This window comes from Methanomassiliicoccales archaeon LGM-RCC1 (genome assembly GCA_030168575.1).
Lineage (GTDB): Archaea > Thermoplasmatota > Thermoplasmata > Methanomassiliicoccales > Methanomethylophilaceae > Methanoprimaticola.
Window position 1 is genome coordinate 342,377 of record CP115555.1, and the last position, 13,538, is coordinate 355,914.

Below are 13,538 nucleotides of genomic sequence, written 5' to 3' on the forward strand. Positions count from 1 at the left end.
TCAATACTCTCTCCAAGAGTGGTTGCACTTGGTGCAGCGGTAGATCCTGGTCTCAGGTTCATCGGCCGAACGGGTCTGCCTGATGACGAAGAACGCCTCTGTGTGTCCGCACTCGGGACATGGGATACGGGTCTTGGGCAGGGTGGCCACATTCTCCGTAATCACAGTGGTCTCCTTCTCCTTCAAATCGGTCTTGATGACCTCTGCCTTGCCACCGATATCCTTGGTAGCGCCACACGAATTGCAAACATACTTTCCATCTTTGGGGAACATCATCGAGCCACACGAGCAAAACACGTAATCAGCCTCTGCAAGTGCATCGACTGTCTCTATTTTAAGGTATGTGGCGCGCGTGCGAATATAAGGGAGCGGGGCATGGGCCCCGCATTTGAAAGGTTTACTTCTTGGCGGGTTTCTTCTTCTTTTTCGAAGTCTTCTGAGCACGGAGGTTCGCCTTGACCGCCTCTGCGATCTGCGCTCCCTCCTCGAGACCGTCGGTGACCTTGTTGACATCGAACCTCAGGACCTCCCATCCTTCCTCTTTGAGCTTGGCCTCGACAGCAGCATCTCCGGAACCGGGTTCCTCGACGTACACTGCGACCTTGCCCTTGACGAATGCAACGGGGATCTTGTAGTCTCCATAGTCTCTCCTGCACCTCAGACCCTTGTTCCAAGCGGCCCTCCTGACGAGCGCCTCCGGAGAATAGTCGGTGTAGATGTCGTCCATCTCCTCATCGCCTTCGTCGGCAGGCTCCTCTGCAGGCTCCGCTGCGGGCTCCTCGGCGACAGGTGCGGGTTTGGGTTCAGGTTTAGGTTCCGGTTTGGGCTCGGGTTTGGGTTCGGCCTTGGGCTTCTCCTCATCCTTCGCTGCAGGAACGGATGCCGCCTTAGAGCTGGCATCCTTTGAAGACACGAGTTTGGACATGAAGTCGTTGTTGGTCTTGGGCTTCTCCTCTTTCTTGGGCTCCTCTTTGACCACTGCGGGCTCTGCTGCCTTTGGCGCCTCGACGGGCTTCTCTTCCTTGGCAGGCTCGGCCTTCTCGACCTTCTGAGCGGTAGGTGCGGGTTTGGGCTCGGCCTTGGGCTTCTCGTGCTTCTTGGCCTGCTCCTCCTTCTTCTTCTCCTGCTCTGCCTTCTTCTTGTCCTTCTTGGCCTTTATCTCGAGCTTGTCGTGCCTCTGCTGGACCTTCCTGGCCTCCTCTTCCTGCTTGGCCCTCTGCTTCTTCGCCTTCTTGGCGGATTTGCGTGTAGGGTCGATCGCAGGCTCTGCCTCGGCATATTCCCTGGCGATGCCCGTGTAGACTGCCATCCAGATTCCGATTACCATGATGGCTGCCGCCATGGCCACTGTGGGGTTCACTTTGGCGAAGACGAGTGCTGCCATGATCAGTGCGAGCACCGCCATGGCGATATCGAAGTACAGCATGAGTTTGTTTCCCTTCTTGGAATCGCACATTGCGCAACCAAGCATAGCGATGAGTGCGACGATTCCGACGATTCCAATCACGGTTGTGTCTTCAACGGACAGGGAGATCAGCCCATAGGTCAGTGCCGCAACCAATCCAAGTAGCACGAACAATCCTGCGTCGATCTTCTTTTCTTTCTCCCCCTCACCCATGTACATGAGGATACCTGCCACCAATCCGACGATACCGGCGATGGTCAGGATAGTCTTGGAATAGAATGTCAGTTCCGTCTCGACATCGGCTTTCATCAGCAGCATTACGAACGCTGCGATGATGAACAGGGCTGCTGAGCAGAGCCCTGCGTAGTTTCCGAATTTGTTATCGAGTGTTCCCATGAACTCGAGAATGTTGATTTGTAAATATAACGGTTTTGAAGTGTGGCTCATATTCAATTCGATATCTAGGTTCTATGAGCCAGTATCTGTAAATTGATGTGCCAGACATTCGATTTGATTATTCTGTCCTATGACATCGCTTTTCTAAGATTTTATATACTATACATAATTAGGGAAGAATTACTCTTATAATATGGGGTTTCGAGGAGCCCTGTATCATCATCACAGTCAAGAGGGTGTTAAGACACCTTCTTTCACAAAGTCCTCTCCTGAATGAGAGGCAATATACGAAAAGGAGCTAGCACATGAAAATGAAATGTAAATTCCTGGGCGGTGCCGACATGGTCGGACGCATGGGGATGACTATGGAGGGGGGCGGCATGACCACTCTGATCGAGTACGGTCTCAGCCCTACAAAGCCTCCGGAGTATCCTCTCCCTGCGCCACGCATCGACTATGCGTTCCTTACGCACTCGCACCTGGATCACTGCGGAATGATCCCACAGATCTGCGGCAAGAACGAATGCGATCTGTTCACCACGCCTCTCTCCGCGGAGATCTCGGAGCTGATGATGTACGACACCCTCAAGATCGCCAAGGCCGAGGATTATCCCCAGCCCTACACATCCGGCGATATCGAGAGAACCATGAAGGCAGTCGTGCCGATGACATACCAGGATCAGATTAGCATAAACCACGTCGACGTGACCATGCTGGATGCCGGACACATTCCCGGAGCGGCCATGTTCATGTTCGAGAAGGATTCGAGCGTCATTTACTCAGGCGACATTCACACCGAGACTCAGAGGCTCGTCGGAGGAGCAAGGCCCCACGACTGCAGCACCCTGTTCATCGAGGGAACCTACGGCGGACGCAACCACCCCGACAGGAAGACCACGGAGGAGCAGTTCCTCGCCAAGATCGATGAGGTTATCGACCGCGGCGGAAAGGTTCTCATCCCCTGTTTCGCAGTCGGAAGAACGCAGGAGATCATGCTCCTGCTGAGGAACCTCGGTTACGAGATGTGGGTGGACGGAATGGGAAGATCGGTCACCCGTCTCTTCCTCGACTACCCCGAGTACATCAAGGACGTCAAGCACCTGAAAGCGGCCAAGAGGAAGTTCAACGAGGTCAGGAACTCCGGTTCGAGGGCATCGGCCATAAAGGGCGAGGTCATCGTCACCACCGGCGGAATGCTCGATGGAGGACCGGTCCTCGGATACCTCAACGCCATCAAGGACGACCCCAAGAGCGCCATCCTCCTGGTAGGTTATCAGGCGGAGGACACCAACGGAAGGATGCTCCTCGAGGAGGGATGCGTGAAGATCGACGGCGAGATCGTCAAGATCTCATGCGAACTGCAGAAGTACGATTTCTCGGCTCACGCCGACCACAATCAGATCGTCAACTTCATCAGGGAGTGCGACCCCGACAACGTCATCATCATGCACTCCGAGTCCCGTGAGGCATTCCTGCCCGATCTCGAAGGGGACTACAAGGTCTTCCTTCCCAAGACCGGCGAAGAATTCGAGATCGATCTCTGAAACCTGGACCGGGGCTCTGCCCCGGATTCCGCTTTTTTATACGACCTTATCGTTATCGCAACTATGACCCTCAATCTGGATGAGTACACATGCGAGTTCTGCGGCGGGCCCTGCAAGAATGTAGTCTATGCCGCATTCGTCTGTGACAACCCCGAGTGCATAGAGAAAGCAAGGGTTGCGCGCGGCGGTCCCGGCGGACACATGAAGAAAAAGGCGGAAGGCAAACCCATAATCCCCGAGGACCTTGAATCCGCGGTGGACCTTACCAAGAACTGATCCTTGGAAATTTTATCAAAATCATAGATGGGCCGGTCTCCCGGCCCATAATTTGTTTTTCAGTGCCTGAAGACACGGCATCCGGTGAAGACCATCGCGATGTTGTGCTCGTTGGCGGCATCGATGACCTCCTGGTCCCTGATGCTTCCTCCGGGCTGGATGATGGCTGTCACACCGGCCTTGGCTGCCTCGTCGACTCCGTCCCTGAACGGGAAGAATGCATCCGAGGCCATGACGCAGCCCTCGGTGGGCTCGTTCGCCTTCATGGTGGCGATCTTTGCGGAATCCACACGGCTCATCTGACCGGCTCCGATTCCGACTGCACGCTCGCCCCTGACGTAAACGACGGCGTTGGAGGTCACATGCTTCGCGAGCTTCCATGCGAACAGCAGCGAGTGGATCTCCTCCTCTGTGGGTGCGCGCTTGGTGATGACCTTCAGGTTCTTGGGGTCAACTACGACATCCTCGTCGGTCTGAACGAGCATTCCACCCTGGACCTTCTTCATCTTGTACTCCCTGACCCTCTCGGAAGGTCCGATTGGGCAGTTGGTCCTGAGCAGACGGATGTTCTTCTTGGCCTCCATGATCTCCACTGCGCCCTCTTCGAAGTCGGGACAGAGCACGGCCTCGACGAAGTACTTGGAGATCATCTCCGCGCACTCCTTCGTACAGGGCCTGTTGAGACAGATGACGCATCCGAACGCGGACAAGGGGTCGACGTTGTATGCTGTCTCGAATGCCTCGAATATGGTGTCTGCGGATGCGAGACCACAGGGGTTGGTGTGCTTCATAACGACTGCTGTCGGCCTCTCGAAGTCCATACAGATGTCCAATGCCTTGTCAAGATCGAGGATGTTGTTGTAGGACAGCTCCTTTCCCCAGAGACATTCCGCCTTGGCGACTGTGGGTCCGGGTGTGAACGGGTCCTTGTAGAATGCCGCGGACTGGTTGGGGTTCTCTCCGTACCTGAGGTCCTGGACCTTCTCCAGGGGTATGGGGAACGAGTCGGGGAACTTGCCGATGAACCTCTCCTTCATCTGGGAGGCGATCATGGCGTCGTAATTGGCTGTGGCGACGAATGCGTCTGCCATGAGCTTCTGGTGGAGCTCGAGACTGAGCTCTCCCTTTGTCTTCAGCTGCTCGAGGATCTCAGGATACTGCTTGGGGTCGGTGACGACGGCCACGGACTCGTAATTCTTGGCAGCCGCACGGATCATGCTGGGGCCACCGATGTCGATGTTCTCGACGATGTCCTCGAACTGTACGCCCTCTTTGAGGACCGTCTGCTTGAACGGATACAGGTTGATGACGACCATGTCGATGGGCTCGATTCCCTTGTTCTTGATGGCTGACATGTGGTCAGGAATGTCCCTGCGTGCGAGGATTCCCGCATGTACCTTGGGATGGAGTGTCTTGACACGCCCGTCCAACATCTCGGGGAATCCCGTGACGTCCGATACCTCGGTAACCTTGATACCGTTCTCTTTCAGAAGCTTGTATGTTCCGCCTGTGGAAATGATGTCCACACCTGTGGCGGCGAGTTCCTTTGCAAAATCGACTATGCCGCTCTTGTCGGAAACGCTGATGACTGCTCTTTTTATCTTGGCCAGAAGCACACCCCCTCGTTCGAGGAAATGCATACTCTGTATGCATCTTAGAATGCAGGTTATCAGTTATAACCGTTGGCAAACGAGGTCCGAAGGGGATCGTTTACAAGGCCTCTGAGAGATAGGTTTTGGGTTTTTTTCAAGGCGAAAATCAAGGCATTTTAGAGAGGTGGAGAAAGGTGCTCGGGATGCCGCAATACTAACACGCGAATGTGACGCATGATGTTAGTGGACACAATTTCTTAGAATTTAGGGGATCCGGGCTCGGATTTCTCCGAACCCGGATAGATATTAGGGGAACCCAACCCACGGATCCCTCCGTGACTTAGGTAAATCGTTTATTAGGGTTAGACACACCTACTTTCGACATCTTAACCCAGTAGGCACATCCTTGAAAGGTCATTAGTTTTACGTTGTATTTAAACGTTAAGGTATTGAATTCAGTAAATGTACAAACTGACAAGCGCTTCTTTATCCGCATCCCATCCAGCTGCCATCCACTCCCCGCATTGCGGGTCATACTTGCAAACGTGTAATATCCTCCTCCAATATAATAACAACACCTGAAAAGAGTTCAACAATGTATGAATCTGATCAATAGTTGGATGATATGACCTATTGATTGCTTTTAGGAGGCAGAATAACACAGTTGGCGATATCGACCTAACTCGATATGATTCGATAAAACAACGGAATTATGAAAGAAGGGAGGTGCCCGAAGGCACCTTGAATGGTTTATCAGTAGGAGATTCCCTGCCAGAGCATGGCGTTGGCGACCTTCTCGAATCCGGCGATGTTTGCACCGGCGACGAGGTTGCCCTCCATGCCGTACTTCTTAGCGGCCTCGGAGGCCTGCTTGTAGATCTCGACCATGATGTCGTGGAGCTTTGCATCGACCTCATCGAATGTCCATGCGAGCCTCTGGCTGTTCTGACTCATCTCGAGTGCAGATGTGGCTACTCCACCGGCGTTGGCTGCCTTGGCAGGTCCGAAGAGGACTCCTGCCTTCTGGAATGCTGCAACTGCACCAGGGGTGCTGGGCATGTTGGCTCCCTCGGCGACTGCCTTGACGCCGTTCTTGATCAGGATCTTTGCGGACTTCTCGTCCAGCTCGTTCTGTGTCGCACAGGGGAGTGCGATGTCGCAGGGAATGGTCCAGATACCGGAGCAACCCTCTGTGTACTTGGCGGTCTTGGAGTAGTTGACGTAGGTCTTGATCCTGTCCCTCTTGACCTCCTTGATCTCCTTCATGATCTTGTAGTCGATTCCCTTGGGGTCGTAGATGTAACCGTTGGAATCTGAGACCGCAACGACCTTTGCACCCAGCTGGGTTGCCTTCTGGCAGGCGTATGTTGCGACGTTTCCGGATCCGGAGATGACGACCGTCTTCTTCTTGAAGGAATCCTTCTTGGCCTTCAGCATCTCCTCGGTGAAGTAGCAGAGACCGTATCCTGTGGCCTCTGTCCTTGCGAGTGATCCTCCGCAGGGGATTGCCTTTCCGGTGAGCACTCCGGTGAACTCGTTCTGGAGCCTCTTGTACTGTCCGAACATGTAACCGATCTCTCTTCCGCCAACTCCGATGTCTCCAGCGGGAACGTCGGTGTCTGCACCGATGTGCTTGGCGAGCTCTGTCATGAAGGACTGGCAGAAGCGCATGACCTCTGCATCGGACTTGCCCTTGGGGTCGAAATCCGATCCTCCCTTTCCTCCTCCGATCGGGAGTGTGGTCAAGCTGTTCTTGAAGATCTGCTCGAATCCGAGGAACTTCAGGATCGACAGGTTGACTGAGGGGTGCAGCCTGAGTCCACCCTTGTAGGGTCCGATTGCGGAGTTGAACTGTACACGGTATCCGCGGTTTACCTGGACCTTGCCCTTGTCATCCATCCACGATACGCGGAACATAATGATCCTCTCGGGCTCTACAATCCTCTCGATAATTCCAGCTTCCTGGAGCTCGGGCCTCGCCTTGACGACGGGCTCAAGGGACTCCAGCACTTCCTTGACCGCCTGGAGGAACTCGGGCTGGTCCTTGTTGCGCTGCTCCAGACCGGCATAGACTTCCTTCAGGTACTTGTTCTTGATAGCCATGTTCTTCACCTGGTTACAGAAATATTGTCTTATTATCCCTGCAATCAGCTCATGAAAATCATATAATAAAAAAGAAACCCCACGAAAGATTTCTCGGTAAATCCATTTGTTTTTCAGGTAACAACTGCGAAAAAACCATGTCCGATATCGGTCACAATTCTTTACGGGATTCGAATTTTATAGGGGCAGACCGTACATCGGAATCGGCGGGAATGCCGCCGGGAGATGACGGAATGAGGAAGAAGGACCTAGAGATGACCCTGCAGAGGGTGAGGAACTTCGAGGATCCCGATCCGGCATTGGAACAGTACATGACCCCGGCCACAATAGCTTCGGACATCCTCTTCGACGCCTACAGCAAAGGAGACATCGAAGGCCTGAAGGTCGTGGATCTGGGATGCGGCACAGGGATGTTCTCCATAGGCTCATTCCTTCTTGGTGCTTCGCAGGTCATCGGCTTCGACATCTCTGAATCGGCCCTGAGGGTTGCTGAATCCAACAGGGAGGATCTCGAAGTGGACGTCGAATTCCGCAAATCGGATATCCTGGATGTGGAGGAGGGAGCAGACACGGTGTTCATGAATCCCCCGTTCGGCTGCCAGAACAGGAACGCCGACAGAGCCTTCCTCGACAAGGCAATGGAGCTCTCGGAATGCGTCTACTCCATACACATGGCGGAGACCCTGGATTTCGTCAAAGGATACTGCGAGAAGAGGGGTCGCCATATTACTTATTATAAAATCTATAAGTACGAAATCCCTCATACATTTTCATTCCATAAGAAGACGAAGAAGACGGTTGACGTCGCGGTCGTCAACATTAGGTGATTTCACATGACAGATTCCAATCTAGTTTTCCCCGGACAGGAAGTTGCCTCAGAGGAGGAGTATCTGGCCGCAGAGGGAACATTCGCAGAGGACGGCGTTATCTACGCCTCACAGATCGGGGAGCTCGAGTTCGATGACGACAACTGCGTCGTCAGGGTTGTCTCCCCCAACCCGCCCAACGTTCTTGCTGTCGGAGACATAGTCTACGGTATCGTGGGCGACATCAGGAACACGATGGCCACCGCCGACGTCTACGTCAAGGAAGGTGTCCAGAGGAGGCTCGGCGGAGACACTTATGCTACGATCCACGTGTCCAAGATCTCCCAGGGCTACACCGACGATGTGTCGAAGGAGCTCAGGAAGGGAGACTTCATCAGGGCCAGGGTCACAGCCATCAAACCCGCTCTCCAGCTTACCACCAAGGATGATCACCTTGGAGTGATCAGGGCTCAGTGCGGCAAGTGCAAGACCGAGATGGTCAGGAGCAAGAAGGGCGACGGACTTTTCTGCCCCGAGTGCAAGTACGCCATGCCCAGAAAACTAGCTGACGACTATGGCGACGTGGACCTCTGATGAAGCTAGTAGCACTGATGTCCAACGGGATCGATTCTCCCGTAGCATCCTACCTCATGAGCAAACGCGGTGCGGATGTCATTCTTCTCCACATGGACAACCGTCCGTACACCGACGACCGCTCCATCGAGGTCGTCAAGGACATAGCCCAGCGTCTCAGGGAGGTCACCGGGAAAGAGTTTCCTCTGTACGTTGCTGAGCACGGAAGGAATCAGACGATCATCAACGAGAACTGCGATCCGCACTACCAGTGCGTACTGTGCAAACGTGTCATGCAGAGGACCGCCAGGGAACTAGCGAAGAAGCTCGGAGCATCAGGGATAATCATGGGAGACTCCCTGGGCCAGGTAGCTTCCCAGACCCTGAAGAACATCAGGTCGGAGAACACAGGGCTCGATTTCCCCGTAGCCAGGCCGCTCATCGGGCTTGACAAACTGGAGATAGAGGCGGTGGCCAAGCAGATAGGCACTTACGAGATCTCCATAAGACCGACCGACGGCTGCAAGATAGTGCCCATCAGGCCTATAACCGAAGCTTCTCCGGACAAGGTGGCGTCCATGAGCGCCAAGATAGACATCGATTCCCTCGCGCACGAATGCGCTGAGAAGGCTGTCCTTGTTCAGTGATAATACTTGTTGTGGAACCTCTCCGGGAACGCTGGACAGGAATCGATCTCGTCATCATCGTACAGCATGTCCATTGTGACTCTGGAGATGTAACGTGCGACGTACATGGAGATGTAAAGCGTGTTGTCCCCGATCTTGATCTTGATGTCTGATTCCTTGGGGCCTTTTACCGAGGTAGGTACAAGTGCAGGACCTAGGCATGCTGTGCAGACGCGGTAATCGCATCCTGCTTCCTTGATCATCTGCTCCACATCGGGTTCTACGGTTATCTCCATGCCCCGGGTTAAGATTGTTCAGTAAATAATCGTATTGGATGATCTGACCGTAGCCTGTCAGAGATCGTACTTCGAATAGCCGAAGAACTCCCTTATCTTCGACGGTATGTCCTGACTTAGCTCCGCCTGGATGTCCTTGAGGCCTGCTATCCTACGGTCCAGGATGACTGCGACGCCCCTGTCCGTCTCCGATCTTATCAGCCTGCCAATGGACTGCCTCATCTTCCTGACGGTGGGGATCGTGTTGGTGTACCATAGGCCGTTGCCGAACCTGATGTCGTAATACCTGCGCATGGCACGCATCTTGGCAGTAGGCTTTGGATAGGGAATGCCTATCATGATCACCATCTCCAAGGCCTTGTCCGGGAAGTCCAGACCTTCGCTGATCCTCCCTCCGGTCACACAGAACAGGACGCTTCCCTGAGACGTCTTGAAGTTCTCGAAGACGTTCATGAGCTCTGGTTGCGACATACCCCTCTGCTCATAGACCACATCCCTCCGGAGGTTCTGTACAAGACCGTCGTCCACCATCTTGTCCATGAACGAATAGGACGGGAAGAACACGGATGTGTTGACCCTGACAGCGTTGACGCATTCCACTATCATCTCCATGAGAGTGTTGTAGTTCTCCGGAATCTCCCTCTCCTCATACTTCATGGACACCTTGTCCGTGTACAGGGTGAGGAGGTTCTCCTTGGGGAATATACCGTCCAGACAGAGCTTGTTTACCCTGTCCAGACCTAGTTCAGAGATGTATGCGTCCAGAGGCTGGAGCGTACCCGACATGTGTATGGACGAGAAGCAGTCTATCAATGGTCCGGCAGCGCCTGAGGGATCCATGCAGTATGCCTGGAAGAGCGGATTATCCCCTTCCTTGACGATCAGCCTCACATAGTTGTCCTCGTCCCCGTCAATCCAAGCGCGTATGAATCTGGACATCGAATGGATGTAGGAACGTGGAAGCTTCCTGCGCTCCTTCTTCTTCTCCATGATGCCGTCGCCGATCTCCTCCATGGCCTTGCACATGCGGGATATAGTGACCGAGCTGACTCCCAGACGGGACATGAGCTCGTCCTCCAGATAGTACGGCGGGAGCATCCCGTCATCATCTATGAGATATTCCTTCTGTGCATGGGCCAGTATCTCCTTCAGCACCGCGACCAGATCAGTCACGGTGATGCCCTCCTGGAGCTCGAAGTCCCCATGGTCCTTCGCCTCCTTGGCGGCCAGATCCATGGCGTATTCAGAATATTCGAATGTCTGGACGTCCCTCAGGTAATCCGGAAGGTTATGGGCCTCGTCGACTATCAGGACCATCTGCGACAGAGGGACACCTGCCCACTCCACGAAACGGTCCAGGATCATAGGCATGAAGATGAATGGGTACGGAACGGCTATCACATCGGCGTAAGGCAGGAGGAGCTTCATCAGCTCATAGGGGCAGACCTCGGCATCCTCGCACATCTGGGCAAATCTCTCCGGTTCAGGGTGCTCCCTCCTGATGACATCCACCCATTGTTCAACATCGGTCACCTCGATGTTCGAGAAATACTTGCAGTGACAGATGCCGTTCTTCTTTTTCTTGTACTCCGAGCAGAGCTTGGAGATCTCCTCGGCATTGCCTGAGGCCAAATCTGGATCGTCCCTCATCATCGGGCATGATGCTGCCGAACGGCCCTGCATCGCCACGCACATGATGTCCCCGCCTATGGCGGCGGATTCCCTGATGACCTGCTTCTGCTGGGATTTGGTCCTGGTCAGGTAGATGACCTTCATGCCGTGCTCCCTGGTGTAGCCCAGGACCCCGCACAGCGATGTGACCGTCTTTCCGGTTCCGGTCCCCGCCTCTATGACCGCACACCTGCGATCGCGTACCGTGCGGTCAATGAATTCGACTAGCTCCTTCTGACCGGCGCGGTACTCGTAGGGGAAGTAATCCATCACTCGTCCTCTTCGCCGCCTCTCTGCCAGACGTCGTCCGGAAGGTCGGCGTAGGTGAACTCCTCGTCACCGGTGGACTTCTCCCTACTCCTGGAGTTGACCATCAGATCCGCGATCTTGTCCCTCTTGAACAGCCAGTAGTGGATCCTCCACTCCCTTCCGTCGTACAGAGTGGTCTCCTCCCTCTCGGTGGTGAGGATCCCTCCGTCCTCCAGCATATAGAACGCATCACGGTCCTCAGGCTCCAGGACGTTGTCGATGATCCTGTCGGAGTATCCGAAGAAGTTGAGCACATGATGGGCGAGCTCGTATGCCTGCTCCTCCACCATGGCGTGGGAATCGTCGATGCTGTTCTTGATGGCCAGGGTCAGATCGTCTACGGTGACTATGCTCATGGTATCACTGTCCGAGCTCGATGTACTTGATCTCCTCGACTCCGACCTTCTCTCCGAGAGCCTTGACGACGTTCTCGGGGACGTCCTGGTCCATGGTCAGGAACATTGTGGCCTTTCCAGCATTCCTTCCGACGGCCATGAGAGCGATGTTGATTCCAAGCTCTCCGATGGCATTTCCGACTGTTCCGATGACACCGGGGGTGTCCTTGTACTTGAGGATGATCATCCTGTCGGCCAGCGTGATGTCGGTGATGAACTCGTCGATTCCGATGAGCTTGGGTGTTCCTCCGATGACGGTTCCCCTCAGCGAGCGTGTGATGCCGTTGTATGTGAACTTCATCTCCACGATGCTGGAGTAGTCCTTGGAAGCATCCTTCGTGCCTTCGATGACCTCTATTCCCTTGGATTTCGCCACGGGCAAAGCGTTGATGATGTTGGCGGTTCCGATGATGCCCTCGAGGTATCCGATGATCGCATTGACTGTGAGCATCTTGGTCTGCTTCTCGGCAAGGTTGCCGCAGTATGAGATCTCCAGCTTGTTGAGCGGGTTGTTGCCGATGATCTGCTGAATGATGGATCCCATGTTCTTGACCAGGGGGATGTAAGGTTCGGTCTCCTTGTCCAGAGATCCGCGGGGTGCGTTGATGGCGTTGGATACGATTCCGTCCCTGAGGTACATGATGACATGCTCAGCGACCTCGACTGCGACCCTCAGCTGTGCCTCCACCGTGGATGCTCCCAGGTGGGGTGTGGTGACGAGGTTGTCCAGCTCCAGGAGCTTCTTCTCGTCGTCCGTGAGGGGCTCGTTGCACCACACATCAAATGCGGCGCCTGCGATGATCTTCTCCTTCAGAGCCGTGTACAGATCGTCCTCGTTGACGATTCCTCCGCGGGCCACATTGGCGATCCTCGCGTTGGGCTTCATCATCTTGAACTGGGGGAGCGAGATCATGTTCCTCGTCTCGGGGAGAAGAGGTGTGTGGATGGTCATGAAATCGGCCTTGGTGATGACCTCTTCCAGGGTTGTCAGCCTGACTCCGAGGGAGTCCGCGACCTCCTTGGGCAGGAAGGGATCGTATCCGATCATGGTCATGTTGAAGGCCTTCATGCGCTTCGCCACCTCTCCGCCGACGCGTCCCACTCCGATGATTCCGAGCACCTTTCCGTTGAGCTCGACACCGGTGTACTTGGATCTCTTCCACTCGCCCTTGTGCATGGATTCGTGTGCGAAGGGGATGTTCCTTGCTACTGCCAGGAGCATAGCACAGGAGTGCTCCGCTGCGGACAGGATGTTCGCCGAGGGGGTGTTCATGACGAGGATTCCCTTGTCGGTGGCGTACGGGACGTCGATGTTGTCCACACCTACTCCGGCACGTCCGATGACGCGCAGCTTCTTGCCTGCGTCGATGACCTTGCTGGTCACCTTGGTGCCCGACCTGATGATCAGAGCATCGTAATCGCCGATCTTCGCGCAAAGCTCATCCTCTGTGAGTCCGGAGACCTCGTCGACGGGGAAACCGGAGTTCTTGAGGATCTCGAGACCCTCTGCATCCAGGGGGTCCGATACCAGAATCTTCGTTGTCAT

13 protein-coding genes are annotated in these 13,538 nt (G+C 54.6%); 5 read left to right on the top strand and 8 right to left on the bottom strand.

Features of this window, described 5'->3' with window-relative positions:
• Both PED39_01630 and PED39_01635 read right to left on the bottom strand, forming a co-directional pair.
• Positions 1-513 (bottom strand): transcription factor S, encoded by a 513-nt coding sequence (locus PED39_01630; GenBank protein ID WII07918.1) that lies wholly within the window; start codon positions 511-513, stop codon positions 1-3.
• A complete protein-coding gene (locus PED39_01635) occupies positions 398-1,801 on the bottom strand; it encodes a hypothetical protein (protein WII07919.1) in 1,404 nt (467 codons plus the stop codon). Before PED39_01635 ends, PED39_01630 begins: the two co-directional genes overlap by 116 nt.
• Positions 1,802-2,112: 311 nt before the next feature.
• On the opposite strand from PED39_01635, the gene PED39_01640 reads away from it, so the two are divergent.
• Both PED39_01640 and PED39_01645 read left to right on the top strand, forming a co-directional pair.
• Positions 2,113-3,345 (top strand): MBL fold metallo-hydrolase, encoded by a 1,233-nt coding sequence (locus PED39_01640; protein WII07920.1) that lies wholly within the window; start codon positions 2,113-2,115, stop codon positions 3,343-3,345.
• A gap of 63 nt (positions 3,346-3,408) precedes the next feature.
• Positions 3,409-3,621, top strand: coding sequence for a hypothetical protein (locus tag PED39_01645; protein WII07921.1), 213 nt, complete (start codon positions 3,409-3,411; stop codon positions 3,619-3,621).
• Positions 3,622-3,680: 59 nt separating this feature from the next.
• Here PED39_01645 and purH read toward each other — a convergent pair whose 3' ends face one another.
• Both purH and gdhA read right to left on the bottom strand, forming a co-directional pair.
• Positions 3,681-5,261: a bifunctional phosphoribosylaminoimidazolecarboxamide formyltransferase/IMP cyclohydrolase gene (purH, locus tag PED39_01650; GenBank protein WII07922.1), complete on the bottom strand. Its 1,581-nt coding sequence runs from the start codon at positions 5,259-5,261 to the stop codon at positions 3,681-3,683.
• 705 nt (positions 5,262-5,966) lie between these two features.
• Entirely contained in the window at positions 5,967-7,316 is a 1,350-nt protein-coding gene (gene gdhA / locus PED39_01655; protein WII07923.1) for an NADP-specific glutamate dehydrogenase, read from the bottom strand.
• 233 nt (positions 7,317-7,549) lie between these two features.
• Between gdhA and PED39_01660 the strand changes: the two genes are divergently transcribed.
• From PED39_01660 to PED39_01670, 3 genes are read left to right on the top strand one after another with little or no spacing between them, the layout of a single operon-like run.
• Entirely contained in the window at positions 7,550-8,143 is a 594-nt protein-coding gene (locus tag PED39_01660) for an METTL5 family protein (GenBank protein ID WII07924.1), read from the top strand.
• A gap of 6 nt (positions 8,144-8,149) precedes the next feature.
• Entirely contained in the window at positions 8,150-8,716 is a 567-nt protein-coding gene (locus PED39_01665) for an exosome complex RNA-binding protein Csl4 (GenBank protein WII07925.1), read from the top strand.
• Positions 8,716-9,342 carry a tRNA 4-thiouridine(8) synthase ThiI gene (locus PED39_01670; protein WII07926.1) on the top strand — a complete coding sequence of 209 codons (627 nt, stop codon included), beginning with the start codon at positions 8,716-8,718 and terminating at the stop codon, positions 9,340-9,342. The genes PED39_01665 and PED39_01670 overlap by 1 nt, the downstream gene beginning before the upstream one ends.
• Here PED39_01670 and PED39_01675 read toward each other — a convergent pair.
• Genes PED39_01675 through serA form a run of 4 tightly spaced genes read right to left on the bottom strand, consistent with a single transcriptional unit; the run spans position 9,336 to position 13,538 of the window.
• On the bottom strand, positions 9,336-9,617 hold the full coding sequence (locus PED39_01675; GenBank protein ID WII07927.1) for a hypothetical protein: 282 nt from the start codon (positions 9,615-9,617) through the stop codon (positions 9,336-9,338). The genes PED39_01670 and PED39_01675 overlap by 7 nt on opposite strands.
• Positions 9,618-9,674: 57 nt before the next feature.
• A complete protein-coding gene (locus tag PED39_01680; GenBank protein ID WII07928.1) occupies positions 9,675-11,558 on the bottom strand; it encodes an ATP-dependent DNA helicase in 1,884 nt (627 codons plus the stop codon).
• Positions 11,558-11,953, bottom strand: a complete 396-nt coding sequence (locus PED39_01685; protein WII07929.1) for a hypothetical protein — start codon at positions 11,951-11,953, stop codon at positions 11,558-11,560. The genes PED39_01680 and PED39_01685 overlap by 1 nt, the downstream gene beginning before the upstream one ends.
• Positions 11,954-11,957: 4 nt before the next feature.
• Positions 11,958-13,538: a phosphoglycerate dehydrogenase gene (gene serA, locus PED39_01690; GenBank protein WII07930.1), complete on the bottom strand. Its 1,581-nt coding sequence runs from the start codon at positions 13,536-13,538 to the stop codon at positions 11,958-11,960.

Bases quoted from the DNA above. Each gene is read 5' to 3' on its own strand.
- PED39_01630 (WII07918.1), bottom strand. From the start codon at position 513: ATGTCAACAAGGTCACCGACGGTCTCGAGGAGGGAGCGCAGATCGCAG.
- serA (WII07930.1), bottom strand. From the start codon at position 13,538: ATGACAACGAAGATTCTGGTATCGGACCCCCTGGATGCAGAGGGTCTC.
- PED39_01645 (WII07921.1), top strand. From the start codon at position 3,409: ATGACCCTCAATCTGGATGAGTACACATGCGAGTTCTGCGGCGGGCCC.
- PED39_01635 (WII07919.1), bottom strand. From the start codon at position 1,801: ATGGGAACACTCGATAACAAATTCGGAAACTACGCAGGGCTCTGCTCA.
- purH (WII07922.1), bottom strand. From the start codon at position 5,261: ATGCATTTCCTCGAACGAGGGGGTGTGCTTCTGGCCAAGATAAAAAGA.
- gdhA (WII07923.1), bottom strand. From the start codon at position 7,316: ATGGCTATCAAGAACAAGTACCTGAAGGAAGTCTATGCCGGTCTGGAG.
- PED39_01660 (WII07924.1), top strand. From the start codon at position 7,550: ATGAGGAAGAAGGACCTAGAGATGACCCTGCAGAGGGTGAGGAACTTC.
- PED39_01670 (WII07926.1), top strand. From the start codon at position 8,716: ATGAAGCTAGTAGCACTGATGTCCAACGGGATCGATTCTCCCGTAGCA.
- PED39_01680 (WII07928.1), bottom strand. From the start codon at position 11,558: ATGGATTACTTCCCCTACGAGTACCGCGCCGGTCAGAAGGAGCTAGTC.
- PED39_01640 (WII07920.1), top strand. From the start codon at position 2,113: ATGAAATGTAAATTCCTGGGCGGTGCCGACATGGTCGGACGCATGGGG.
- PED39_01665 (WII07925.1), top strand. From the start codon at position 8,150: ATGACAGATTCCAATCTAGTTTTCCCCGGACAGGAAGTTGCCTCAGAG.
- PED39_01675 (WII07927.1), bottom strand. From the start codon at position 9,617: ATGGAGATAACCGTAGAACCCGATGTGGAGCAGATGATCAAGGAAGCA.
- PED39_01685 (WII07929.1), bottom strand. From the start codon at position 11,953: ATGAGCATAGTCACCGTAGACGATCTGACCCTGGCCATCAAGAACAGC.